Origin of the sequence: Vibrio sp. vnigr-6D03 (assembly GCF_002835515.1) — a bacterium.
GTDB classification, from domain to species: domain Bacteria; phylum Pseudomonadota; class Gammaproteobacteria; order Enterobacterales; family Vibrionaceae; genus Vibrio; species Vibrio penaeicida.
The window spans coordinates 470415-496780 of record NZ_PIZL01000001.1; the positions used below are offsets into that span (position 1 = coordinate 470415).

The 26366-nt window shown below is 45.1% G+C and carries 22 protein-coding genes; 15 read left to right on the forward strand and 7 right to left on the reverse strand.

What is annotated here, in order from left to right:
- The first annotated feature begins 48 nt into the window (after positions 1 to 48).
- The 5 genes from CW749_RS02030 to CW749_RS28520 all read left to right on the forward strand — a co-directional run bounded on the left by CW749_RS02030 (position 49) and on the right by CW749_RS28520 (position 1986).
- A complete protein-coding gene (locus tag CW749_RS02030) occupies positions 49 to 600 on the forward strand; it encodes a TetR/AcrR family transcriptional regulator (RefSeq protein ID WP_101110203.1) in 552 nt (183 codons plus the stop codon).
- Positions 601 to 678: 78 nt separating this feature from the next.
- The gene (merR, locus tag CW749_RS02035) at positions 679 to 1059 is read left to right on the forward strand and encodes an Hg(II)-responsive transcriptional regulator (RefSeq protein WP_101110204.1); all 381 of its coding nucleotides are present in this window, start codon (positions 679 to 681) and stop codon (positions 1057 to 1059) included.
- A 68-nt stretch (positions 1060 to 1127) separates the two neighbouring features.
- The gene (locus CW749_RS02040) at positions 1128 to 1472 is read left to right on the forward strand and encodes a mercuric transporter MerT family protein (protein WP_201796984.1); all 345 of its coding nucleotides are present in this window, start codon (positions 1128 to 1130) and stop codon (positions 1470 to 1472) included.
- A 12-nt stretch (positions 1473 to 1484) separates the two neighbouring features.
- Positions 1485 to 1775, forward strand: a complete 291-nt coding sequence (gene merP, locus CW749_RS02045; RefSeq protein WP_101110205.1) for a mercury resistance system periplasmic binding protein MerP — start codon at positions 1485 to 1487, stop codon at positions 1773 to 1775.
- On the forward strand, positions 1768 to 1986 hold the full coding sequence (locus CW749_RS28520) for a GDCCVxC domain-containing (seleno)protein (protein WP_101110206.1): 219 nt from the start codon (positions 1768 to 1770) through the stop codon (positions 1984 to 1986). Before merP ends, CW749_RS28520 begins: the two co-directional genes overlap by 8 nt.
- Positions 1987 to 2043: 57 nt before the next feature.
- Here CW749_RS28520 and CW749_RS02055 read toward each other — a convergent pair whose 3' ends face one another.
- Positions 2044 to 2991, reverse strand: coding sequence for an alpha/beta fold hydrolase (locus CW749_RS02055; RefSeq protein ID WP_101110207.1), 948 nt, complete (start codon positions 2989 to 2991; stop codon positions 2044 to 2046).
- A gap of 388 nt (positions 2992 to 3379) precedes the next feature.
- Here CW749_RS02055 and CW749_RS02060 point away from each other — a divergent pair, with 388 nt between their 5' ends.
- From CW749_RS02060 to CW749_RS02075, 3 genes are all read left to right on the forward strand, one after another.
- A complete protein-coding gene (locus CW749_RS02060; RefSeq protein WP_101110208.1) occupies positions 3380 to 4585 on the forward strand; it encodes an acyltransferase in 1206 nt (401 codons plus the stop codon).
- 503 nt (positions 4586 to 5088) lie between these two features.
- Complete coding sequence (locus tag CW749_RS02070; protein WP_101110210.1) at positions 5089 to 5484, forward strand: hypothetical protein; 396 nt, start codon at positions 5089 to 5091, stop codon at positions 5482 to 5484.
- A gap of 109 nt (positions 5485 to 5593) precedes the next feature.
- A complete protein-coding gene (locus CW749_RS02075; RefSeq protein ID WP_101110211.1) occupies positions 5594 to 6409 on the forward strand; it encodes a hypothetical protein in 816 nt (271 codons plus the stop codon).
- A 170-nt stretch (positions 6410 to 6579) separates the two neighbouring features.
- Here the strand turns inward: CW749_RS02075 and CW749_RS02080 are convergent, their stop codons facing one another.
- From CW749_RS02080 to CW749_RS02090, 3 genes are all read right to left on the reverse strand, one after another.
- A complete protein-coding gene (locus CW749_RS02080) occupies positions 6580 to 7266 on the reverse strand; it encodes a helix-turn-helix transcriptional regulator (protein ID WP_237322291.1) in 687 nt (228 codons plus the stop codon).
- A 110-nt stretch (positions 7267 to 7376) separates the two neighbouring features.
- Entirely contained in the window at positions 7377 to 8342 is a 966-nt protein-coding gene (locus CW749_RS02085; RefSeq protein ID WP_101110213.1) for a helix-turn-helix transcriptional regulator, read from the reverse strand.
- A 278-nt stretch (positions 8343 to 8620) separates the two neighbouring features.
- Positions 8621 to 9142, reverse strand: a complete 522-nt coding sequence (locus tag CW749_RS02090) for a DUF2058 domain-containing protein (protein ID WP_101110214.1) — start codon at positions 9140 to 9142, stop codon at positions 8621 to 8623.
- 140 nt (positions 9143 to 9282) lie between these two features.
- On the opposite strand from CW749_RS02090, the gene CW749_RS02095 reads away from it, so the two are divergent.
- The 4 genes from CW749_RS02095 to CW749_RS02110 all read left to right on the forward strand — a co-directional run bounded on the left by CW749_RS02095 (position 9283) and on the right by CW749_RS02110 (position 15876).
- Entirely contained in the window at positions 9283 to 10668 is a 1386-nt protein-coding gene (locus CW749_RS02095; RefSeq protein ID WP_101110215.1) for a multicopper oxidase family protein, read from the forward strand.
- A 72-nt stretch (positions 10669 to 10740) separates the two neighbouring features.
- Complete coding sequence (locus tag CW749_RS02100) at positions 10741 to 11064, forward strand: membrane lipoprotein lipid attachment site-containing protein (RefSeq protein WP_101110216.1); 324 nt, start codon at positions 10741 to 10743, stop codon at positions 11062 to 11064.
- 399 nt (positions 11065 to 11463) lie between these two features.
- Entirely contained in the window at positions 11464 to 14589 is a 3126-nt protein-coding gene (locus CW749_RS02105) for a hypothetical protein (RefSeq protein ID WP_101110217.1), read from the forward strand.
- 3 nt (positions 14590 to 14592) lie between these two features.
- Positions 14593 to 15876 (forward strand): patatin-like phospholipase family protein, encoded by a 1284-nt coding sequence (locus CW749_RS02110; RefSeq protein WP_101110218.1) that lies wholly within the window; start codon positions 14593 to 14595, stop codon positions 15874 to 15876.
- A 3-nt stretch (positions 15877 to 15879) separates the two neighbouring features.
- Here the strand turns inward: CW749_RS02110 and CW749_RS02115 are convergent, their stop codons facing one another.
- The 3 genes from CW749_RS02115 to CW749_RS02125 form a co-directional block, all read right to left on the reverse strand.
- Positions 15880 to 16890: a helix-turn-helix domain-containing protein gene (locus tag CW749_RS02115; RefSeq protein ID WP_101110219.1), complete on the reverse strand. Its 1011-nt coding sequence runs from the start codon at positions 16888 to 16890 to the stop codon at positions 15880 to 15882.
- Positions 16880 to 18253, reverse strand: coding sequence for an MATE family efflux transporter (locus CW749_RS02120; protein ID WP_101110220.1), 1374 nt, complete (start codon positions 18251 to 18253; stop codon positions 16880 to 16882). Before CW749_RS02120 ends, CW749_RS02115 begins: the two co-directional genes overlap by 11 nt.
- A gap of 273 nt (positions 18254 to 18526) precedes the next feature.
- On the reverse strand, positions 18527 to 19849 hold the full coding sequence (locus CW749_RS02125) for a hypothetical protein (protein WP_145997818.1): 1323 nt from the start codon (positions 19847 to 19849) through the stop codon (positions 18527 to 18529).
- Between the two features lie 521 nt (positions 19850 to 20370).
- Here CW749_RS02125 and yegD point away from each other — a divergent pair.
- The 3 genes from yegD (at position 20371) to CW749_RS02140 (ending at position 26320) form a co-directional block, all read left to right on the forward strand.
- Positions 20371 to 21741: a molecular chaperone gene (gene yegD / locus CW749_RS02130; RefSeq protein ID WP_101110222.1), complete on the forward strand. Its 1371-nt coding sequence runs from the start codon at positions 20371 to 20373 to the stop codon at positions 21739 to 21741.
- 725 nt (positions 21742 to 22466) lie between these two features.
- The gene (locus CW749_RS02135; protein ID WP_101110223.1) at positions 22467 to 24275 is read left to right on the forward strand and encodes a S8 family peptidase; all 1809 of its coding nucleotides are present in this window, start codon (positions 22467 to 22469) and stop codon (positions 24273 to 24275) included.
- 365 nt (positions 24276 to 24640) lie between these two features.
- A complete protein-coding gene (locus tag CW749_RS02140) occupies positions 24641 to 26320 on the forward strand; it encodes a PKD domain-containing protein (protein WP_180958303.1) in 1680 nt (559 codons plus the stop codon).
- The last annotated feature ends 46 nt before the right edge of the window (positions 26321 to 26366 follow it).

Genomic DNA, 26366 nt, shown 5'->3' on the forward strand with positions numbered 1-26366 from the left:
TTTTGTCAAACTCTTTTTGTCTTCTCTTTGAAACCGCGTAGGCGAGTTATGAGTAAAAAACGTCAACTGCTGATCGATACCGCACTCGATCTTTTCTACCATCAAGGCATTCATGAGATTGGTATCAACGAAGTATTAAAAGTGTCTGGTGTCGCCAAAAGAACGCTTTACAGCCACTTTGAAAGCAAAGACGCATTGATTCTTGCTGCTTTAGAGCAAAGGCATTCACGCTTTATGCTGTGGTTAGAGGTGGTATTACAAAAGGCAGAGTCCGACCAAGAATTGATTGATGATTTATTTGATGGTTTAGCGCAATGGTTTAACGGAAATGCAAAAGGTTTAGGCAAGTTTAGAGGCTGCTTTTTTATCAATACCTCAGCAGAATTCAGTAACATTGAGAGCGATATTCTGCAGTATTGCACCTTCCACAAAAGGGAAGTAAAACAACTCATAGAAAGCAAACTTAGCGATGAAAACCCCCACCTCCTTGATGCAATCTGCATTATGAAGGAAGGTGCTATCACCACCGCTTACATGACTCACCAAGGCACTGAAGTGTGCGCGAAAAGCAAAAACGTATTAAAAGCGCTATGTTCATAGAAGGGCTCGGTTTATAGCGAAGCTTGGTTTATTAACTGGCTTTGTTATGCCATATCGACATGCAAAGAGGTACTCACAATGTTGACCATTGGGAAAGTGGCGAATGCCGCTGGTGTGAATGTTGAAACCATCCGATTTTATGAAAAGAAAGGGCTAATCACCCAGCCCCCAAAACCTACCGAAGGGTTTCGTCAATATCCATCTGAAACCTTACACCGATTACGTTTTATTAAACGAGCACAAGAACTTGGTTTTACTCTAGACGAGATCTCGAACCTATTAAAACTCGAAGACAAAGACTGTCAAGAGGTTCAAGCTCTAGCCAAACAAAAAGCAGTACTCATTAGGAAAAAGATTGTTGATCTTCAGCGCTTAGAGTCCAACTTGAACCATCTTATTGATCAATGCTCAAATTCCCCAAGCACCTCCTGCCCCATTGTCGAATCTTTCAAAAAATAACCGCTTGACTCCGTACCTAGATACGGTTGCTACATTTAATAAATCAAAAGTCGCAACAGGAGTCTATTGTGGATAAAACGCCATCTATCCCATTAATAAGTGGAATGATTGCCGCTGTTGGTGCCAGCTTATGCTGTGTCGGTCCTTTGATATTACTGCTGCTAGGAGTGAGTGGTTCATGGATCAGCAGTTTAACTATGCTGGAACCCTATCGACCTATCTTCATCATTGCCGTACTTACATTCTTCATTTTAGCCATTAGACGCATCTACCGCCCTATCGACCAATGCCAGGAAGATGCTGCATGCTCGATTCCAAAGGTTCGAAAGCGTCAAAAAGTGGTTCTATGGATGGCTTCAGTCGTCGCGTTAATCTTGATAGCAAGTCCATACTGGATAGTGTTCTTCGTTTAAAGGAGCTGAAAAATGAATAGATTGATCGTAGTGCTACTCAGTGTCGTAGCGGTAAGCTCTGCTATGGCAAAAGAGCAAATTGTCGAGTTGGATATTCCTAGTATGTCTTGCCCTGTATGCCCAATCACGATCAAGGCTGCACTAAACCGAGTGGAAGGCGTAACGAACGTTGAAACGTATCTTGAAGACAAGCTTGCACGTGTCACTTTTGACGATGAATTAACGGACATCGTAAGTTTGGAGAAATCCACCACTGACGCCGGCTACCCTTCCACCGCTAAGCAGGTGACGAATCATGACTGATATTGTCCTAGAGTCCGAACTGACCTGCCCATACTGTGAGAATAAAAAAATTGAAGTGATGCCCACAAATGCCTGTCAGTGGTTTTACGAATGTGAGCACTGCCATGAGTTATTAAAGCCGAAACCTAGGGATTGTTGCGTTTATTGCTCGTATGGCACCGTTCCTTGCCCCCCAATACAACAAAACCCGAAGGCATGCTGTAAGGGGTAGCCAGGGAGACCAATAACAGACCTCCCGGGATTTAACTACGCAGTGAAACACTCAAACTTAGTGCTTTTCTGCAAATGATAGAAACGATTGGGCGGTTTCTGAAGGGGTTTCTACCATAGGCAAATGGCCGACGTTAGGGGCAATATCCAGTTGGGCATGCGGGATAACTTGCTTTAAAACCGACGCACCCGAAACATGCAGCACTCTGTCTTGCTCGCCCCATGTAATCAGTACCGAACCTCTGTAATTTTCTAAAACACTATCCAAGGGCAAGTCAGGGTGAGGCTCGCCATTTTTCATTCGATGTATTTGCTCGAAGATTTTGGTGTTTATCTCGACTCTTTCTTTCGCTTTGCCTGCTAAATGGCGCACGATGGGAGAAGGGATAAATGGCGGTTCAATAAACAGAAAATCGAGCAGATCCATAAACTCGGCTTCTGTTCTGGGTAAAACCATTGGGTTAAGCCCTTTCTTGGTCGCAGCAAACATCTCGCTAACCTCCGAGCCTTCTACGCCAAAAGGACTAATAAGCCATAAGTGTTCCACTGTATTGGGGTATTGAGCCGCAAAGTTCCCTGCTATGTATCCACCCATTGAGCTGCCGGCTAGATTAAACTCTGTGATATTCAAAGCCTCTGTTATTCGCTTTACCCTTTTAACTTGTGAGAGCACATCATAATCCAATGCAATGTTCTGCGTGCTGTTCCCAAAGCCTGGTAAATCAATCGCGATGACATCAAAGTCACTCACAAGATCGCCGGATATTCGTACCCAATTGTCCTTATCTGCGCCAAAGCCATGAAGTAGCACGAGTGGAGGGCCGCTTCCCCCACGAAGGTACTCGATGTCGAGTTCACCAACTTGGATTTGCTTAAGCTCCAGACCTGCCATGCTGCGTTCTGCATTCGCTATATATCGAAAGAGCGTCGGAATCGGCGTAACCGCATAGGCAATGATGGCAATTAACACGAACCCCGAGAACGAAAGTAGAAGGATTTTTTTCATACCGTGGTTCCCCTTTTGCATCGAATACACACATTACCGCTATTCCAATGCGTAGAACAACTCGTGCGAGGCTAAATGGGTTTTAGCGCACTCTTTACCACGTCCAAAAAGGGAAACCAATGATCGATTCGTACTCTATATCTAACGCCACATTAAGGTGCCTAAATTACGTTAGATACAAGGCTAAGGAGCTATGATTACAACAGATTCGTCTCAACCTCTGCAATTCAATCCTCACTAAAAACTCTATCTGCCAGTTTCTCGTCAATTTTATAGAAATGCGAAGCAACACCAAACATTAACAAAGCTTAACTAATCTCCACTAGCAATCTTTTTCTTAGATGTAAGACACTGACTTTACTCAATAAGAAACACAACCGGTGTCTTTATGGCTACGTCATCCTTACCTCCATTACCTTTGCTTACCCCACTGCGAGGCTTTGCAGCGCTGTTTGTGATGCTCTACCACGCGCGGCTTGTTTTGTTCCCACAGTGGAAATCCCCCATAGCGGATTACACCTACTTCCTTGAAAGAAGCTACATCTGGGTCGATCTGTTTTTCATCCTAAGCGGCTACGTGATGATTCATGTCTACCGGAATACGTTTAAGGATGGCGTGACTCTTACCAATTGGCGTCAGTTTATGTGGCTTCGATTCAGCCGTATTTATCCGTTGTTCCTTATTACTTTATTAACGCTCATTGCTTGGGAAAGCTTCAAAGCCAGTGAAGACATTCTCTTTTATGCTGGCCCATTGGCAGAAAGCTGGGGGCTCGCTGGACAAGCACCATTTGAAGGCCCCTATAACCGTGGCGATGCCATTCTTTCAAACCTACTTATGCTGCAAAGTATGGAAACGTCTGGTGGGCTCAGTTGGAACATATCGTCGTGGTCACTCAGTATCGAGTGGTTAGTATATTTGTGCTTCCCTGCTATGGCACTTTTGTTGCTCAAGCCTTTTGGCAGAAGCTATGGCATCCCAATTATTTCATTGATAATGATCTATTCCTTAGTAGCGCAATCAAACAGTTTGGATCACACCAAGTCTGCGGAAGCGTTAGTGCGAGGCGTAAGTGGGTTTATGCTGGGCGCGTGGATGTGCAGCAACGTCAATAATAGCTGGATGGCAAGATGTCAGGGCGGATTCTGGGTTTGGGCAATGATTGCGGGTGTCGTGTTTTCTATGCACTTTCGTTCCAGCCAGCTTTCCCTTATGTCGACTTACCTCTTTATGACTTTATTGGTGGGTATTTCCGCGGCTCAAGTACAACCAAAGCAAATACTAATTCGAATATTGGACAACCGATTCACTCAGTTCCTTGGCGATATTTCTTACTCTGTTTACCTATGGCATGCGGTGTTGTTGCTTGCCGGAACAGAAGTTATTCATTACATCGCTCCTGAAAAACTGACGTGGTGGTATGAGCAGACATCGTGGACAGCCGGACTAATCGGCATCACCGTATTCCTTGCGGTAACCGTTGTTATTTCTACGTTGAGTTACCACGGTATCGAGCGCCCAGCGCAGCGTTTGATGCGAGGAAAGCACACTCAAAAAGCCGAATTGACGGTAAGCGCAAAAACACAAAACTAGGGTCTGCTGACCTTTCGTGGTTAAATTTTGTTCAAGTTCTATGCCTTTTAATCGCGGCGCAAGGTGTGTAGCTTAGCCGCTCTAAGTAAATACCTTGCAACAAAGAGTAAAGGGCATAGAAGTGAACCCTTTGGGCAGCATTTGTGGCTTATTTCTACTGCGTTATCGCTCATTGATGTAGGGCGACTACACCGAATAAGCTCTGCCTTGTATAAATCACCCACAAATTGCTGCAAAATTCATCTCGAAAGATCAACAGACCCTAGTAGGTAGGCAGTTCTCTGAAGCTGCCTTTTTCTTCACCTCTGCCGTTATTCTCAATGCTGAAACAGAGTTGAGCCACTCACGAAACACTAACCAGCTGATTTTATAACCCTTTCCGTTTGACTAAGAAAAAACGACCAATTCTGCCTATATACCGAACAAGCCTCTCCTGAAAAAATCGCCTCAACCCCAAAACAGCACACCCTCATCGAAATGGGGGGCAAAAGGAAGAGGTAAATATGCACTCAACTCACAGATTCAAACTCATATTAGGAATGGGGACGCTACTTGCCAGCTCAGTAGCCCACGCCATACCCTCCAATACTGTCGGTACATTTGGTGTAAATGGGAAGCTAAGCGCCAACTATGCCGATTACACGGGCAGCAATTCGCGAACCTATTTCAAAGACATTGAAAGTACGCCTGATGGAAGTCTCCTTGCAGCGGGGTATGCCTCTCGGGCAGACGGAATCTACGACGTATTGCTGGTGAAGCAGAGCCAAACAGGCGCTCTCGATACGAGCTTCGATAGCGACGGAAAGCTGGTACAACCCCAGATTCATTCCCTATCATCATCTACTATCAAGGTAATACTCCCCTTCCAAACGAAACCATTACTTTCAATAATGTGGTGACTGTTACGGGAATAAACGCACCCTCACCCATAAGTGTTGGTGCTGGAGGTCAATACAGCATCAATGGGGGGCATACCTCGGTTCAAGCGGTACCGTTGAAAACAATGATGTGATTAGCATCCGCTACGACGCTTCAGCCATCTATTCAGGCACAAAAAGTGTAGGGTTAGGAATAGGTGGGGTAAACACTCGCTTATCAAGTACAACTGCTGCAAAAGACACCACGCCACGCCCATTTAGTTTCGGGAGACAAAGCGGCGTTGATTTAAGTACTACCATTACCTCTGCCCCCATTACTGTCGGCGGAATTAACGCACCGAGCCCTATATCGATAGCGGCTGGGCAGTACAGTATCAACAATGGTCCGTTTATCACGACACCGAGCACCGTCGAAGCAGGAGATGAAGTTCAGGTGAGGCATACTTCGTCTGCATTGCACAATGCGAGTACGTTAACCACACTCACTATAGGTGGCGTTTCTAGCACCTTTGTTAGTGGTACTAAAGCCGCCACTACAACCGCAGATACAACACCCGATGCATTTACCTTGGGCACATTAACCGACGTTGATCTCAATACCCTCGTGGTCTCTTCTTCCGTCACTGTTTCGGGCATCAACGCGCCAGCAGACATATCGATTGTTGATGGTGAGTACAGCATAAATGGAGGAACCTTCACTTCCGCCGATGGCTCTGTCAGTGTGAATGATGAGGTCGTCGTTAGACATACGTCTGCAAGTAACGCTGCGTCATTGCAAACATCGACTCTAACCATTGGTGGTGAAAGTGCTGTGTTCTCAACCACGACAAAAGCGATCAGTAGTAACACTGGAACCGTGAGTGGTGCGAGCAGCAGCGGTGCATCCTTTGGGTTAGGCTGGTTACTGTTTGCATTCTTAATTGGATTGAGAAGGGTTAAAAAATAGCGCAATTTACATTGAATAAGCTTGATTAGCTAAACCAAACTAAGCCAGAGGATATTTATTCTCTGGCTTACTGCATATTCATAGTAAACAGAAGCTTTATCGCTGAACTGAATGTCTTTACTGAACTGAATGACTCTACGAACAGAAAGTTTCTACTGAACAAAAAGTTTCTACTGGGCAGAAAGTCGGAAGCGGTTTTTCTCGTCATTAAGTTTAGAGACCAATAACGCGCGGGATGAAATACAGAGCTTCTCGTAAATTTTGGCTAAATGATTTTCGGTCGTTCTTCTTGATGTGCCCATTTCGCTCGCAATCACTTCGTTAGACAAACCTTGCCCAATGTAATAGCACACGACCTTCTCTTTATTCGACAACGCATTAAAACCTGCCCCAAGGTAGCAAACCTCTACGATTTGGTAGTTTTCATTATTTTCGACTTTGAAAATCAACCCAAATTGCGTGAACACGTTGTCTTTAGCTTCAAAAAAAGAGGCGTTTATTTTGTCTAACGCCGCTCCCTGAGAGACCAGCAAAGGCAAATAACCGTCGTCTTGTTCTAGAATATGACCCTCTTTGCTGTAAAGCGCTCTAACTGTATTGGGTTGCTTGTTGCTATCATAAAAGTTTGATAACAGGTTAAGACGAAAGCCTTCAGCAAGGTGAGGAAGTATAAATGTGACGAGCCGCTTTTCGTCCTCATCCAAACCGCTTTCGTTTGGTTCGGACACAGCAAGTATATGAGAGACACCCGACCCTTCCGCTTGAAAGTGAAAGTGATGATGTTTGATGTCCACTACGTTATTTTCATCTCGTAACACGCGCCACACAAACACCTTTTCTGTCAATAAGTTGCTCAAATTTTCTAGACACCAAGCTCTGAAATCATGAGTTTGAAGGCTCTGGCTGTTATGATAAATACCGACGATATATTGACTTAGCTCGTCATTTAATAAATTCAAATTAAGGCTCACATTAGATCTTGTTCGGACAGCACCGCGATAGCTTGGTATCGCGAAGTGACATTGAGCGCTTTATTTATTTCTTTCATGTGATTGCTTACGGCATCTTGAGAAATAAACAACTCTCTTGCGATTTCTTTATTAGAAAGCCCCTTGCAGAGGAGTTGGCAAACAGCAAGCTTTCTCTTACTCAATTGATCTTTAATTGAGGCTTTGATGATTTCTATATAAACCAATCCGTCATGATTACTCATGCTCACTTTATTCTTCTCAGAAAAACGATTGGAACTGAGCAAATCAAGATCGACAGTATTGTCTGACAACATGCCATACTCTTTCATCAAATCTTCAAAGCGCTCTTCAGATTCGATAATTTTGCCATGCTTATCTACTATCCCTCTCACGCTATGCTTACTTTTTGAATCATCATTGATGGACTTAATAAGATTAATTCTTAGTGCTTCCACTAAGTTTGGCACGATAAATTGCTTAATTTCGCGCTCTTCTTTAGTAAAGTTTTGCTTACTCTCTCCTCGAACAAAAGAGAATGCGTTAATAATCATACTGTTCGGGTTAAAGGTCATGGTTACCATGGCATGTTCTAAATCATATTTTTTGCAATGAATAAGGTAAATATCCGAATTCTTAAATCTTTCTTCTGGAATGATTTCTTGAACATCGTAGGTTTTATTGAGGTTTGCAAATAAGTACCCAGATATCTCTTGGGCAGTCTTAGACACAGAAGAGATCTCAATGTAATGCTGCATAACGCCTTCAGGTAGGTTGTAAGTGAAAGAGTCTTCATCGAAAAATGGGGTTTCTATTTCGGAACGCGTTATCCAAAAACCCATATCTACATTAATCAGCTCACTAAACCTATTCATTGCTGCTTGTTTGAAATCCGCTATAGGCAAATCGTAGGCAAGACGATAAATATCAACAATACATTGGCTTATATTTTCTTCTTTGATCATGATTGTTATTTTTTAGTAATCACTAATTTACTAACTTGTTATCAGTATTTTAGCAGGAGAGTCCACATAAAAGTGCAATATTGACCACATCTCATTCACTTCTACGCAGTATCACTGTTTCATTATTAAATAAATGGGCACTCAATCTAATTGAGCTCAAAAAAGCCAAAGAACTGGCGGCTCATATTGAAGACTATTGCTGTAATTCGCCACACCCAATAAAAAAGCAGCGTTTCCGCTGCTTTTAATCAATTGATATGTTGAAAAAGTGTGGGCGATCACCACATCAAATCATCCGGTACAACAAAATCAGCGTACGGATCGTCTTCTGCCGGAATCTCTTCTTCCGCCGACTTATTCTCAATGATGGACTCCTCATCACGCATTGCGATCTTAGTCGCTACTACGCCAGGAATCACTGCATACCCATCTTCATAACGTGCCACGGCTAAAATGCCTTTTAGCAATTGGTCACGTACAAGTGACTCAACGTACAAAGATTTAATCAGCTTACCGTCTGTAAAGTTATATTTAATGTCGCCATCTTTCAGATCAAGCTTATTCATTTCGATCAACTGCTTAACCTGAGCGCGGATCTCTTTTGATAACTTAAGCTCTTTTTGCTGCTGACTGAGTTCTTTATCTTTCGCTTGTTGTGCTGCTTTTGTTGCTTCTGCAGCCGCTTTTGCTTCACGTGCTTGCACACGCGATTTCTTCGAATTCTTTTTCGCTTTTTTCAGCTTCTTTTCGTTTACCAAGCCAGCTTTCAACATCTGCTCTTGAAGCGTTAATTTAGCCATTTCCAATCCAATCTAATTAAACTGCTGCCAGTTTAACGAAGGCATCAGGGGATTTAAACCAAATGTGTTATGGTTTCACGCAAAAATAATCACGAAAAACCATCAGGCTCTAATATCAGGCTACTATCAGGAATGAAATTATGGATATCCGTCGACGCAGATTGCTTCAAGCAGGGCTAGCAATCTCTTCTCTGTTTGCGCTTCCAGCATGTACCGTAACTAAAGCAAGCCACAGCAAAAAGAAAGGTTGGGTTTACGAACTCACCGCGGAAGAAACCACGGCCGAATTGGTGAATGGGTTCCAAACCGATGTATTGGGTTTCGATGGACGTATTCCTGCCCCTACCCTTCGCTGTCGCCAGAACGAACCCGTTACCATCATTTTCACGAACAAACTGAAAGAACCAACGACGATCCATTGGCATGGGCTACGCATTCCCATCGAAATGGATGGCGTTCCCTTCCTAAGCCAACCGCCTATTATGCCTGGTGAAACTTTTACCTACACCTTTACGCCACCAGACGCCGGCACATTTTGGTATCACCCCCACGTGAACAGTGTGGTTCAGCTTGGTAAGGGATTAGTTGGTGCCATTATTGTTGAAGAAGAAGAGCCCGTTGTCTTTGATGAAGAACACACGCTGATCCTCAAGCATTGGCACATAGACAAACAAGGTCAATGGAAAAAGCTGATGATCCCGCGCTACAGCGCCAGAATGGGCACCCCTGGTGAATGGGGCACCGTTAATGGTAAACATGAGCCGGTTTATCAGTTGAAAGAAAACGCGACTACTCGCCTGCGCATTGCAAACGTAGATAACACGCTCACCTATCCTATTGTGGTTGAAGGTGCAGATGCTTGGGTGATCGCGATCGATGGCAACCCTATTAAAACCCCTTATAAATTGAAAGCGCATAAAATTAGCCCCGGAATGCGAGTCGATTTAGCGGTACACGCACCGAAACAAGGCGAACGATTTTACGTTCGATTCTTGAAAGGAAAATTTCCATTTCCACTGTGTGAATTCGAATCCATTGCTTCTGATATTGCAGAAAGAAACCCGCTCCCTAAGCTGCCACTCAACCCCGTACCTGAGCTGGACTTAGCCAATGCGACGGAAATCGATTTTGTCTTCGAATGGGAAGGCGCTATCTCACCCACTAAGAAAAATGGCAAAGTCGACACCAAATTTTGGCTGATGAACAAGCGTGCATGGGAAGGCATGAGCAAAGACTCCATTCCAGCGCCACTCGCGACATTGGAATTTGGAAAAACCTACATATTCAATTTAAGAAACGTTACCCAATACCATCATCCTATTCATTTACACGGGCATACCTTTACAGTGTTGGAATTGGACGGAAAAAAACTGGATGAACCCTTCCATACCGATACTGTATTGCTTGGTAAAAACGGTAAAGCGCGCGCCGCCTTTGTGGCTGATAACCTAGGTAGATGGATGTATCACTGTCACGTTATCGAGCACATGAAAACAGGTTTGATGGGGTACATAGAAGTGGTGTAGCTCTTACACTGGCTTACACCCCTATTTGAATTCAAGTGATAGCATCAGGCGAAAATTGAATAGGAAAATTAAATGAAGAAGTTATTGATTGCGCTGATAGCAACACTGGTTGTTACGGGCTGTTCAAACCTTGGCGATCGTTACAAATACCGAAACGCCGTTGTTGGTGAAACAACATCGGAGCAGCTGATTGCAGAATATGGTCAATCCACTACGTTAATCGATCAAGAAAATGGAAAAATTTCATATATTTATGACATAAGTGAGTATATGTACGCATTCACTTTTGTTGATAACATTCTTATCTCAAAAGAGAAAGGTGAGTACGTGAACAACGAATATGTCTTCACTGAACTGACCGACATTGAGTTCGGCGCGGACGGCGAATTCAATTAAGCGTTTGGAAACCACCCGAGTAATCCGTTCTCGGGTGGAACAAGAACTTGAGTGGCACCAAACCTGTCTCACCCTTTAGACACCAAACTACAATCTGGTGCCTTTCTCACCCTTCCCTGAATCAATATCACACGTTGATTATAAATACATTAGCAATTTATAACTAACGTATCTCATTATAAAAACCGAGCAACTTGTATGAGTCGTCTTGCACTGCTCCTTTCATCACCTTATGTATGAAGACCATTTGCAAGTTGCCGGATCTTTCTGTTTTACGCGTGCAGGAATTAAAACCGATTGCGCGAATAAAACGGCTTTAGCGATGCAAGGCATTTATCGCTAAAAGAGCAGTCGTGGAAAGTAAAACGCAGTTTGCATTTCGATTTATGGAGAAATCAAATGGAAACTTTATTTCGATTGGTGCTTAAACGTCCGGCAGTATCACAAAGTGAAGACGCCCCAAGCATTGAATTATCACAAGCAACGGATTTTCAAGCCGAATTAGGGCAAGCAGAGAGGCAGAATGACTCTCGCAAGGCTTTAAAAACCGCAGCCAACAAATATGTACAAGGTCAGCGCTTTGTCCATACCCCAAAAAATCACGACATCTATAAACCATGGCAAGCACTCGCGTCTTCTTTAGATTCGCTAGAACCGAATGATGCCGTCACCAACCAGCAGGTGTCTGACGCCATCAAAGCAGCGTTTGGTTCTGACCCCAATCAAATTGTTGGTCAGGGAGAGTATAAGAAGGCAGTAGAACAACTGCGTGACAGTGTTCTCGCCATCAAATACCTTCCGCAGGAACACAACAAGCCAATCGAAATCTTGTCACAGATGCTGCGTGATCTTGAACTCATAGCGAAAACAGATGATGACAATGCATTTCCCGGAACCGGCACAGCACTAAGGCGCTACCGAAGACGTTCCTTAAAAATGCCCACCGACGCTCAATTGAAATCGTCACTTTCTACCGTAGAGGCGCAAAAGCAGAGGGAAAAACTCAGGCAAGAAGCCTTGGAACGTCAGAGAAAACAGGCTGAGAGTCAATTAAACCTTCACACTCGGCTGAACAACGCCGTTAAAGAACTTTCAGGGTTAGAAGGTCACTCTTTAGTTCATATTCAGCAAAACAATAAAAAAGGCTTTATGGTTGCTGCGGAATTGCGCCCCACCGCCGCCTTCGAGCGAGAAAACAGCTTGGTCAGGGCTTTCACGAAAGGCATTCTGAGTCGGTCTAAGATCATCGACGACAACTTAAAAGAAGCAAAAGTAGGTCAGTTTTCTATTGATGTTGGCAGCGAAAGCAAATCTTTTACGTCACTACTAGAAAAAGCCCGGCACTTTAAAAGCGGAACCCAAGCCTTTACCCCCGTCGATTTAGGAAAAGTCGGGTTTCTTGCCACTCAGCAAGCTGGCAATAAGCTCACCGACAGCACCCGAAAAATTCTGTCGTCACGTAAATTGGACATAACGAAAGATCCAATCGACGAAATTGTTCAAAAGCTTCAAGAAGAAATCGACATGCTTGCCAGCGACTTGGATGGTTTGCTTGGCCGCCCCATGAAGAAATCGTTTAAGCGAATGGGTAAAGCGTTGGTTATGACCAAAACACCCATCGCGACGGCTTGGAACAACATTACCATTGGCTTTTTAGGAAACTTAGGAAACTGGATGGCGCCACTGCTTGTGGACACCCGTGTACCGAGAACACATGGCAGTATTGCCCCCGCAGGCATCGCCGATTTGTTGGTGATCAAGCAGCAACTCAAGGCGTATGAAGGCACCGATATTGCTCACATTGAAAATGTGCTCAAAGGCGAAACCAAAGAAAGGGAACACATAAGGCGTCGGGAAACCGAAGAACTGCTATTCCAAGAAACCGAAATCACAACCAGTGAAGAGCGGGAGTTAGAATCCACCAGCCGTTTTGAAATGAGCCGAGAAACCAGCGAAACCATTAAGCAAGATTCGTCGCTTAAAGCCGGTTTGAGCGTGTCGGGGAAATACGGCCCAGTGGTGGAATTTTCTGCCAGTGCAGAAGGCTCGATATCTCGAAGTAAGCAGGAAGCCACTAAAACCGCGGCCAGTTTCTCGCAAGATGTGACACAACGAAGCGCCAATAAGATAACTGAGCGTGTCTTGGAACGGTCTTCATTAAGAGTCACCAATGAAGTCACCGAAACATCGGCACACGGCATTGATAATGTCGATGGCGATGGTCATATCGCTGGCGTGTACCAATGGGTGAATAAGGTTTATCAAGCGCAAATGTACAATTATGGCATTCGCACCATGTACGATTTTATGGTGCCAGAGCCCGGAGCTTTCCTGATTGAAACGCTCTCCGATGCTCACGCCAGTGCCTTACACATCGAAAAACCAATGGAATTTAACCTGCGCCCTGATCAAATTACAGAATACAATTACCATTCGTGGGTTCAAGAGTACGGTGCGACCGATGTCAGTGCGCCGCCTGAAATTTACATCACCAAATCACTGGACTTTAAAGCCGGTGGTGGCGATGACGACACACACTACAACCACTCTGGCACCATTCAGATAGACGAAGGCTATAAGGCAATTCACGGCGTTGTGGGTAATGTCGTGAATATCTGGGAGGATAACTTTGTTGTCGATGTCGTGATTGGTAATCGATCCCATCGATTTGAAGACGGCGATTGGGTTTGGAGCACCAGCCTCAGTGGTGAAAGAGAGAGCATTCCATTTGGCTTGCAAACCTGGAAGGTCTCCGACATAGCAGCCATTGTCGAAGTTAAGTGTCAACGAACCGACCGCGCCATGATGAAATGGAGGCTAGACACCCACGCCAAACTGACCAACGCCTATAAAGCTCGCCTATCTGAATACGAAGAAAAACTTTCCGCTGCCGAACTGCAAGCTGGTGTCGCCATAGAAGGGAAGAATCCAACGCTCAATTTAGAGCTCATGAAAGATGAACTTAAAAAGCATTGCGTGAGTATTCTTACCGAGCAGCACTTCGACTTGTTTAACTCCATCGAGACGGGTGGCGAAGGCTTCCCCCAAATCAATATATTTGAAAACGAAGCAGAAGGCCCATACGTAAGATTCTTTGAACAAGCATTCGAATGGGAACATGTGACATGGGTGACGTACCCATACTTCTGGGGAAGAAAACCGCTATGGGATGAACGTATCGCTTATGAAGATACCGACCCACTTTTCAACCAGTTCCTTAAAGCGGGTTATTGCCGTGTCTCTGTGCCAATCCGTCCGGGTTTTGAAGGTGCAGTCGACCACTTCATTACCTTCGGTGAATTGTGGGATGGTGGTCCACTGCCCGCCATTTCGAACCCACTCTATCTCCCAATTGCAGACGAAATTGCAGAACGTCTGGATAGACCCGGAGAAGAAGTGCCACAAGGTGACCCTTGGGATGTCCGAATCCCAACCTCACTGGTGCATTTGAGAGCCGACGACAAGTTGCCGAAATGGAAACAGAATGAAGACGGAGAGTGGGTTGAAGATTTGGATGGAGATTAAGCCATGGCACGAATCTCTAATCCAGCGGATGTACACTATCTCGCGCTAGAAGGTGGCGGAGGCAAAGGGGTGACTTACCTCGGTGCCATTCGCGCCTTGGAGCGACACGGTGTTCTACCTATCAACATTGATACGCCCGGACAAAACCAGATTCGGGGTATCAGTGGTGCTTCGGCCGGCGCCATCACCGCCATGTTTTTAGCGATGGGGTATAACTCCACCCAGCTGCAACAAGTGCTCAATAATTCCAGTACCTTTACTGGCTTTTTTGATGGACCAAGCATTGGGCTGTCTCGCTCGGTGGATCGGAACAATCGACCCGATTTACACACCAGCGCGCCAAATGGGGTTCGACCTATCGATCATATTCGCCAGCAAAGCCAAAGTATTCGAGGCTTATCGATGCTGGCGAGCGCAGTCGGTAATCTGGCGAGGAATGGGGCATTTGGCTCCACATCCGATCCCATTGTGCGTAGGCTAATTGCTCACCCTGAACACTACTTGTTTAACATATTGTTCGACCGAGGCATGTTTCCGGGAGTGGCAGCCCGAAACTTCTTGCAAAGTGCGCTCTATGGCACCCTGTGGCAAAGGTTGGTTAACCGGAGAACTCCGCAAGGGCAAGCACCGCTTATCTACGCCGTAAACGGGTCGGAACTTAACTTTCGTGAGTTCTTTGACCTCACGGGCGTCGATTTAGTGATCACCGGTTCTAACATTACCAAGCACCGACCGTCGGTATTTTCTAAGCGGCATACACCGGATTTCCCCGTTGCAGAAGCCGTGGGAATTTCGATGAATTTACCAGTGTTGTTTAAACCGGTTCACGTGGAAGCGAATGTGCCTACAGGGCAATATAACCAAAGAGCAGATGACTATCATGGAATGTGGATGGACGGTGGGGTGTTAAACAACTTCCCCCTTCATGCGTTTGATTTTCTATCGCCTTCGGTATCGCCACAACACCCAAACCTAAAGCCGTTAAACGCGAATACTTTGGGTTTGCGACTGACGGATGGTTACCCGCCATCGCAACGCAGGCGCTGTGCCACACCGCAACAAGGCACGTTTGATGTACTGCTAAGCCATTTGGGGGACGTACTCGGTACGGTGCTTTACCCGTCTGAAGAGGGACAAATTCGAAATCAGGATGAACGGGATCAATCGATTGATCTCTACACCTACGATTTAGCGACAACAGAGTTTGCCCCACCCGCGAGTAAAAGCGCGACGCCAATCGCCGAGGCCGAACGCTCCGTCGACGCGTATTTTAGTCAATCGCCTTAATATCTAGTCACTACAACAACCACCGCTCAGTTCGTTCAACGTTCTGAGCGGTTTTATTTTGATCCACACTTCCAAGTCAATCCACTCTGGCTTGCCGTCCTTATCCAATGAAGAGATTGGTCTATCATAGCGCTCAATGAGGGGGGCGATATCAGGCTCGTATCCGCTATACGGCAACCATTTCGCGTACAAGCTAATCTGAAATTTCGCGGCATTGTCTGGTTTGCCCTGATACCTGAAAGCCGCATACCGACCCGCATTTAACTTGCCCAGTTCGAATGGTTCGTGGATTTTACTTCGCTGTTCTGGCGTGATCATAAGTGCCGCATCGTATCGGCACTTTTCTCTGGGGGTAAAAAGCAGGTTGTCGTGGCACATTGCAAGCCGAACCTGATCCATGGCACCTATGTCGTTCTCTAGCCCCCAATCAATCAACGTATTCCAGCACTGGAATATACTTGGCAATAAATAGCCTTCTTCTGACCTCAAAATACAAAGCTCAGTCTCTGGTGAGTCAAAGATCCTGTCGGGGGTAATAGCCTCACTAGGTGGGCAAACTTTGGCTTCGGCTCGCAATGTATGAATGTGTTGCAAAATAGCTGTATCGATTGGCTGCTTAAGCGGAGTTTTTACACCATTCAACGATTTGGGCTTACCGCTTTTTACCCCGTAGGGCGTGATACCAAAACGATCTTTAAATGAGCGAGAGAAATTCGCACTGCTGGAAAAGCCAAATTGCATGGCGATATCAGTAATCGACAATGATTCGTGAAAAAGCAGCGCGTTTGCGGCTTTCTCAAGCCTTAACCGATTACTGTATTGCGATAAGCTTTCACCAATAATCACGCTAAAGATTCGCTGAAAGTGATATTTGGAAAAGTGGCTCAGCTCTGCCGCCTTCTCAAGCGTCAGTGGCCGATCCAAATGCTGATGAATATAGGCTAGAACGGGCTCTAGCCTTTCACTGTAAACCTGCCAACTGCTGGCTGACAGGGAGTTCACACTAAACGTCAACGTAACTCAACTCCGGTTCAGAAAGTTTTTTGTACTCTTTAAAACACAGCAATAACGTAATACCTGCTGCCAAAATATCACTTGCTACAATCGCCAAGAATACCCCTTCCAAATCAAAAAAGTACGGCAAAATAAAGAGCAATGGGCTCATAATAAACACAACACGCAACAAGCTGTACATCGTTGCCAGTTTGGCGTTGCCTTTTGCTTGATAGAAACCAGTCGCCAGCATGTTGATTCCAGCCAATGGTAAACCCCAAATGGTGGCAAATATGATAATTTTCCCGTAAGAAATCAATTCCTGTTCCGTTGTAAACACGCCCATCAACCATTCGGGTACAGTAATCAGCAAGAGTGTGACAAAACTGGAATACGCAACCATTGTCGTAAGAGCAACTTTAATACTTTGTTGAACTCGGTCCATCGCCTTCGCACCAAGGTTAAAACCACATATGGTTTGAAACGCAATCAGCATCGCTATCATAGGCAGAATAATGAAAATCGACAGCCTTCCCAAAATGCCGTAAGCACTGATCCAATCTTTAGATGCTATTTCTGTAAATTGAAAATTCACCAAGCCCGTTTGAATCGCCATCCCCATTTGAGCAACCAACACAGGTACACCTAACGCGGCAATAGAACCCCAAAGCCGAACATTGAATTGAAAGGAAAAGCGAACCAAGGTTTTTCCTTTTAAATACATGTAGATCCCTATGCTCAGGGAAACCACTTGAGAGAGTACCGTTGCCCAAGCTGCACCAGATACCCCCCACTTCATGACAACGATAAACAGGTAGTCCAACACAATATTCAAAACGGAAGAGGTCAGCATCAATAGCATCATGATCTGCGCTTTGCCTTCAGCACGGAATACGTCGCCAAAAACGGGGAGCATCATCGCTACGATAGCCGTAAGAACGATGGGTTGCGCGTACTGGAATGCTTGATCATAAAAGGTGCGCGAAACGGCAAGGAAATCAAGCACAGCATCTAGGTGCTGCCACCCGATAACAAAAAAAATCACACTAAGGGTAGCAGTGAGAAAAACGGCGTTCCCAGCCACGTTTCCCGCGTCCGACAGTTTCCCTTCCCCGATCAGCCGCGTAAGTATCGCTGCCGTGCCCGAGGAAATCATCGCTCCTACTGAGGCGATCAGCATTTGCATTGGAAACACCATCGAAACCGCGCCAATCGCATCAGCCCCTACCCATCGCGCAATGAAAATACCATCCACCAAATTGTACAAGCCAATCACTAACATTCCGATACAAATGGGAATGGCGGTTTGCATAAACAGAGGGAAGATGGGCGTATTCGCTAATTGTTGAGTCGATGCTTCTTTACTGGTGTTCCTTGCGGACATGTTGATTCCTTTTTATTAAGCCTGGTCGCCATTCTAGGTGTTAACTGACTAAAAGAATTTTCAATTCTTGCGATGATTCGATTGCCAGATTATGTAGCTTAAAACTGTGGGTATCGGAGTTAGCATCTTGAGGTTGTAGAGCGTGAATGCAACTGATGTTACAAATGGTACCCACATACGAAATAACTTCAGCTTTGGATAAATAAAAACAAAAAAGCCCAACCGTTGATTCGGTCGGGCTATCGGGGGGTAGTATAAATCTAAAAAGCGATCTTAATTAAAAGTGATAGGAATCGCCGCGCGTTTCTCTGTTAGCGAGAATATTTCACTTTCTGTAATGATGTGAAGCTTACGGCTATTCGCGTCAGAGTAATCCAAAACAACGGACTTTACTTCCGGTAATGCGTTGCTCAGCGTTGTTACCAAAGCATGTTGGTGGGTTGCACCAACAACTTGTGCTTTGTTAAATGAACCGCTGTCGTTTGCGCTCAGTTTAACTAAAGCTCTAGAACCAATTCCTTCAAAGCTTACGAGCATCTCTTCCAGAGAGTGGCTCGCAAACTTCGCCGTCACGTTCTCGCTTGCGATGTTCCCAACCCATTCTGTACTTTTAAGATCTTCAATTTTGGCGGATTTAACCAAACGATTAAACTGAATGGTTTCCTCAGAAGTATCGGAAGACAGGGTTAGCAAATCGCCATTAACTTGAAAACGATTTTTAGAACTCAACTCTCTAGGCCAATCCAAATGTATCCGCTCCAACCAATGAAACTGACCAAACTTAATAGCCCCTTGAGTTAAGTCGAAGCCATTTGCATGCGTGTGGTCAAACCCAAATGTTGTTCCTTGATTTCCAACTATCGACTCGCTGCTCATACCATTTGTGATATTGAAACCGCCGAACATACCGCCTACATAAGTTTCTGCTGCAATACCTGTGTCTGTTTGAGCGCTTTCAAAGATACGTAATGCGTGATTGTGAACCACAAAGTACGGATAGTCTATTGGTGCTTGTTGAACTCGCTCCAAGTAAAGGTCCACAGAAGGCTTCTCATCGGATTGGCTGCCGGATGCAGAGTCATTTCCTCTTACCCAGTAAGTATCGAGCACCGCTTGTCGAGCGCGTTGTGCCTCTACTTCTTTTGTAACGTCACTAAATGACAACGTTGCGCCAGTGACTTTAGAAGAAAGGCTCGTTCTACTGCTGTCGAATATCCTTAAGCTGTTGATGTTGTCTGCCGTTACCAACGTTCGAAGATCATCAAACTCTTCCGTGCTGCATCGATGGGTGCTGTCAAATTTATTGAGCTTAATATTCATCCCACCACCAAAAGTGCTAGTAGGATCATTCAGGTTTAGCGTACCCAAAACATAACCACAAGTGTGGTCAATGTTAAATACGATCGAACCCGCTCGAGATTGATCGGCAAATGTCATCAACATTTTTTGGTTTGATTTATTATCAACAAACTCCGAGTAGGACATAACACGTCCTTCTAGCCCCTCGGTAAAGGATGGTGATTGGGCTAGAGCTGACGCTGAAGACAGAGTAAATACTACTGCAAGCGACAATTTAGAGAGATTCAGGGTTTTCATTGTGTTCTCCGGTATTATTTTTATTTGAACGTCAGAAGTTCTGCGTAAATTCGCAATGACGTATACAAAATGCGTATCTGAAGTGAATAAATGCTTAAGAAAATAAAAATTCAAACAACAGACAATGGAATACAGTTAAAAAATGATTCCAAAAACATAAACACCGACTCCGACTACTTAGCCAGTTCATATCGGACTGCATCCCTTATAAATATTGGCTTTGCGAAGTTTCGATGGCACGGAGAAACCTATTGATTTTCATTTTTCTCGTCAATGGGAATGTTCCCTTTCATTGATCTCCAGCCAACTTTTAAACAAATCTCAAAATCTATGAAATTTATTTTAGTCCCCTATTTTGTATAAAGATCACAATACGCTGCACAGCAACAATCTCCTCCTCAATTAAGTCATTTGGTCTATACCCAAGTAACGTCAAGATACTTGGGTATATTTAAATATTTATTCAGTCTTTTATTTACTGTAGAATCGCCGACCTTTTTCACTCAAATACGGGAGATGACATGTACATTGGTTTTGATTATGGAACCGCAAATTGCTCGGTAGCATCCATGGTGAAAGATGCGACATCAGGGAAAGACAAACCTGTATTAATCCCGTTAGAGAATGACAGCAACTTTATTCCTTCTACGCTTTGCGCCCCTACACGAGAGGCCGTTTCTGAGGCGTTGTTTCGTCATCACGGCATCTCGCCAAGTGATTCCGTTGGCGAGCAAGTGCTTAGGCGTTCCATTACTTTTAACCGCGAAGAAGACATCGAAGTACTGGCAGATGACATTTTATTTGGTCAAGCCGCGTTGGATTTGTACCTCGAAGACCCTAGAGAGGTGTATTACGTAAAATCTCCAAAATCCTTCTTGGGTGCCAGTGGTTTACACGAAGTCCAGATCCGTTTTTTTGAAGATTTAGTCTGTTCGATGATGGTTAATATAAAAAACAATGCCGAGAGCCATATCGATCAAGTGATAAATGATGCGGTGATTGGTCGACCAATCAACTTCCATGGTCGTGGCGGTGAAGAGTCGAACCAGCAAGCCGAAACCATTTTACGCAACGCAGCAATACGCGCAGGCTTTCGTAACATCGAATTCCAATTCGAACCCGTAGCCGCAGGGCTCGACTATGAAAATACCTTGAGCGAAAACAAAACCGTTTTGGTGGTTGATATCGGCGGCGGTACCACCGACTGTTCGTTGATAGAAATGGGGCCAGGTTGGGCACATCAAACCGACCGCACTACCAGTTTATTGGCGCACAGTGGCCAACGAGTTGGAGGGAATGATTTCGATATATACCTTGCGTTCAAACAACTTATGCCTGCATTTGGTAAAGGTTCGAAAACCCACGCGGGCATCGATATCCCTTTAAATCAGTTTTGGAACCCCGTCGCCATCAATAATGTTGAAGCGCAGCGTGACTTTTATGGTCGAGAGAATCACAAAGTCCTCAAGCAATTAAGAAAAGATGCCCTAGAGCCAAACAAGATCGAACGCTTGTTGCAGGTTTACATGGAAACACTCGGATACAGTATTATTCGTCAGGCGGAGCAAGCCAAAATCGCACTGTCCGATGCACCGCTGTTCACAACTCAGTTAAATTTGATTTCTGAAATGTTGGAAGTCGATGTTTCACAAGCTCAGATGGCGGAGGCTGTCTCGACTCCCCAAGAAAAAATGATTGATTTGGTCGCCGAAGCCGTCCGCTTAGGTGGAAAAAATCCAGATGCCATTTATCTAACCGGTGGTAGTGCGCGCTCTCCAATCTTGCGAGCTGCAATCGAGGCTCAGTTACCTAACATACCAATCGTTAGCGGCAACTTCTTCGGCTCGGTAACTGCAGGGTTAACTCATTGGGCAAATACCTGCTTTCGTTAACGCGTACCGCTTTCTGAGCGCTAATAGCAGCGCAACTTTTGAAAAGACTGTTTAAAGCACAGCCCGAATGGCTGTGCTTTTTTTCACTCAAAACGCTCGCATTTTGCACAAAATGAGATCTCACCATTCAACCAACCTGCCTGTCTTAACGCTGACACTTTCCCCAAAACACAGTTAATTTCTCTACCAAACTGGCGTATTCACCCTATTTCACAACACAAACCCCGATTAAAGGTGTTATGCAAGAAATTTCATCTCAAACAAATTCGTAATGACACGACAAAATTCGTTTCATGAATGTACATGAGGTTATCCATACATGATTCCATATATTCGATAGGATTCTATAAACAGAATTTTTTATATCTTAATGTTTTGGGCATGCATTACATGTACTCAATGGTCATGAAGAAAGCTTCAGGGGAGCGACATGACTTACGTTGTTATGAGTACAAATAAGCCCAATAACTCTCAAGATGTTAGTTTCATCGAGTGTGATTTGGGTAGATAGGCGACAAACGGAATACGTCGTCATATATAGATTTAGCGAATCAGGGATGTGTTGCTCAATCTTTAGCGTGTTAATCAGATACGCCACTTAAGCGCTTTAATGTTTGTGTGAGGATTGCCGAATGACAGTAGGCATAGCCCCACCTGTATAGCAGGAGCAAAAATAAAGTGGTGTCTCTGGATGTACGCGCCCAAAATAGTCACGGAGAAAAGAAGTGAAACGTTCTAACTTCAAATTAACGGCAGTGGTTTCCGCCTTATTACTTGCAGGGGCAACAGCATCAAGCGCAATGGCAGCAGACGCTTCATCATCGCTGGCTCAACCACAAAATTCCTACCACGCACTTTCGCGTGCACTAAAGGATATTCCGTCTAATAAAGTACAGCTGATCGTTAAATATAAGTCTTCTGGTCAAGCCAAAAGTGGGTTTATGGCGTCGATTGTTAAAGCACAGCAATCAGACTCGATCCGCAGTTTGTCTAACAATATTACGAATGAATTAGGCAACGAAGTTCGATACAAACGTGCGATGCTGCTTGACGATCATCATGTTGTGAAAATTGACAGCCGCACCAACGCCTATGGGTTGGAAGCGATAATCAGTAAATTAAGCGCTGATCCGAATGTAGAAAGTGTCGAACTGGATGGCTGGGCAAAACCCTTCTATACGCCTAGCGACCCTCAATATTCAAGCCAGTGGCATTACAGCAACCCTAATGTCGGAATCCGCGCGGATCAGGCATGGAACAAAGCCACAGGTCAGGGCGTGACGGTAAGTGTAGTCGATACGGGCTATACCAATCACCCAGATCTCACGCCAAACTTAGTATCCCACTACGATTTCATCAGTAATTCTTGGACATCCCGTGACGGCGATGGTCGAGATTCTAACGGTATCGATGCAGGTGACCGCAGCGCTTATGGGGAGTGTGGAAACGACCAATACGGTAACCCTATCCCTGCGAGAAATTCAACATGGCACGGTACTCATGTGCTTGGCACAGTGGGTGCTGTTGAAGGAAATGGCCAATACGGTGTTGGGGTCGCGTTTGATGCGAAGCTCACGTCAGCTCGTGTGCTCGGCCGTTGTGGTGGCTCCGTTTCCGATATTTCAGATGGCATCATCTGGGCAGCAGGGGCAGGCAACGTTAACAACCCTAATCCAGCACAAGTGATTAACTTAAGCCTTGGTGGTGGAGGCAGCTGTGGTTACACCTACCAAAATGCGATAAATGCTGCGAGAAACAATGGCGCAGTGATCGTTGTGGCAGCAGGTAACGATAGAATCAACACTCAAAACGTCACTCCCGCAAATTGCCAAGGCATCATCACTGTTGGTGCGTCCGACACATCTGGCAACCAAGCTAACTTCAGTAACTATGGTTCTGAGGTCGATATTATGGCACCCGGCGTGAGCATATTATCTACGGTCGATTCGGGTACAGCGACACCTCAAGGTCCGTCTTCAACAAACATGAATGGTACGTCAATGGCGACCCCTCATGTTGCGGGTGTTGCGGCTTTAGTTAAACAAGCCTTCCCAGCAGCAACGCCTGATCAAGTTGAATCCATTATTAAAGATTCAGCACGTCCTTTCCCTGGTTCTTGTAACAATGGTGGATGTGGCGCAGGTATGCTGGATGCCAATGCCGCTGTTGACCGAGCCCTCCAATTGGCTGGTGGCGGTGGAACACCAGATCCGGATCCAACACCAGGCCAAGGTGGCAACGCTCAAGCAAGCAACCTATCTGGCGCGCAAGGAAGTTGGGACCATTACAATATTGATATTCCCGCAGGTATGAGCAAGCTCACCATTAGCATTGCTGGCGGGACTGGCGATGCCGACTTATACGTTAAGTTCGGTAGCCAACCATCGACATTCAATAACGACTGCGCACCTTGGATAAATGGCAACACAGAGTCTTGTGTTATCAATAATCCAACCGCTGGAAAGTGGTACATCGCCTTAAACGGCTACCAGTCTTACTCAAACGTCGATTTGACAGTTACGTGGACTCCATAAAAATCATGGATCTCAATCCATTTGCCCGGCATTAATGCCGGGCTTTTTTATGCCCACACGCAGTGCTCCCACTTTCAGTTCATCCACCGCTCACTTCTTCGAGCTGCGACCTCAGTATCCACATTTTGGAACACAGTCACTAAATCACTAAATGTGAGATTTATTAATTTCATTTAATCCGAACTATTCTCATAACTTCTTAAAACTACTTGAATTTTTTACGTTCATTTAAAGCGAAATTATAAATTCCAACTAGATTTTTAGTGCCTCGAAGAAAAAGGGCGATTTTATCACTTACGGACTTTGCGCTTGGATAGAAACGTCAGCGAGGTTGAAATTTACAGATGCATAAAATGGAATTAAAAATGAACCATACAATTACACAAATTAAGAAGAAAAAATCACAACTTATTGCCGTCAGCGCTTTGGCAGTAGGTATTGCAACCGCGACTTCAAGCTTCGCGGCAAACGACCAAATCCCAGATGTTTTGCCAACCATCTCGGAAGATGTGGTGGCACAATTGTCTTTATCTGCCACACAAGTCAATGAAGAGAGTGCGAGCTTACTCTACTCTCCAAATGCGAGCTTCATTAAAGTGCACTTCTCGCAGTTTCAAGTACCAGAGGGCATGGCGATAGAGCTTTCTTCACCAGACAGAAGTGAAGTACTGCACTACGGACCGGGCTTAAATACTGCGAAAACCTACGACTCAAATGCCGGAGATGATGGTGTGAACCGCTTCTCGGCTATTTCGATTCAGGGGGACACGGTACATGTTAAGGTCATCGGCGAAGCGAAAGATCCGAACAGTACTTTCAATGTTGTGATAGACCAATACCAGAAAGGTAAAACACAAGCCGAAATCGATTCCATCATTAACTTAAACCCAGATGGCACCGAATCTATCTGTGGTACTGATCAGAAAAAAGCCGCAGTGTGCTACGAAACATCTCACCCAACAGAATACGCACTGTCGCGTCCTGTCGCTCGATTGCTGATTGGCGGACGCAGCCTATGTACAGCGTGGCGTGTTGGTCCTGATAACTTGATGATGACCAACAACCACTGTGTTGAATCTGCAGCAGAAGCAGCGTCAACCGAAGTTTGGTTTAACTACCAGCAAGCGAGCTGTGGTGGCGCAAGTGCTAAAACCGTAAAAGTACAAGCAAATCAGCTTCTTTCTACCGACTACACGCTCGACTACACTCTCTTTAATGTGAAAGATTTCGCTAAAATCACGCAATTTGGTCACTTAGGATTAGACCCTCGTATCCCTTCCTTGTCCGAGCGTATTTTCATTCCACAGTATCCAGGTGGGCGTAAAAAAGAGCTGGGCATCGAAACCGATTCCAACACCGCTGGCGTTTGTCAGGTCGACCGCCCTGTTGTGAATGGCCGTGGCACCAACACCGATGCTGGCTACTTGTGTGATACTGAAGGCGGCTCTTCTGGTTCTCCTGTTTTAGCCGCTAAAAGCAACAGTGTTATCGCACTGCACCACCTTGGTGGTTGCTACAACAAAGGCGCACACATCAGCAAGATCTGGCCGAAAGTGTCTTCTCACTTCCCAGCTGGTGTACCTGACAGCTACATCGACATTATTGATGTGAATCGCCCTCCAGTTGCCGATTTCACATACAGCTGTAACAAACTCGCTTGTACTTTTGATGGTTCTAAGTCGTTTGATCACGAAGGTGCGCAACTGAGCTATAGCTGGGACTTTGGTAACGGCAGCCACTCTAGCTCCGCTAAGCCTTCACATACTTACTTAGCCGACGGTACTTACACAGTGCAACTCGTTGTCACCGACGATGCAAAATTATCAGATGCATACACCCAAAGCATTACTGTGAAGAAAGATTCAACAGGTGGCGGTATGTGTGCTGGCTTACCAGTTTGGGATGACAAAACGGTATACCTAACAGGCGATTCCGTTCAGCACGGCGGTGTGAAATACCAAGCAGCATGGTGGACGAAAGGCGCAAACCCAGCACAAAACTCAGGTCCGTGGGAAGTTTGGGCAAATCTAGGTACTTGTAAATAACACTTTGTAACGCGATTCAATCAAAGCCGGAGTATCCACTCCGGCT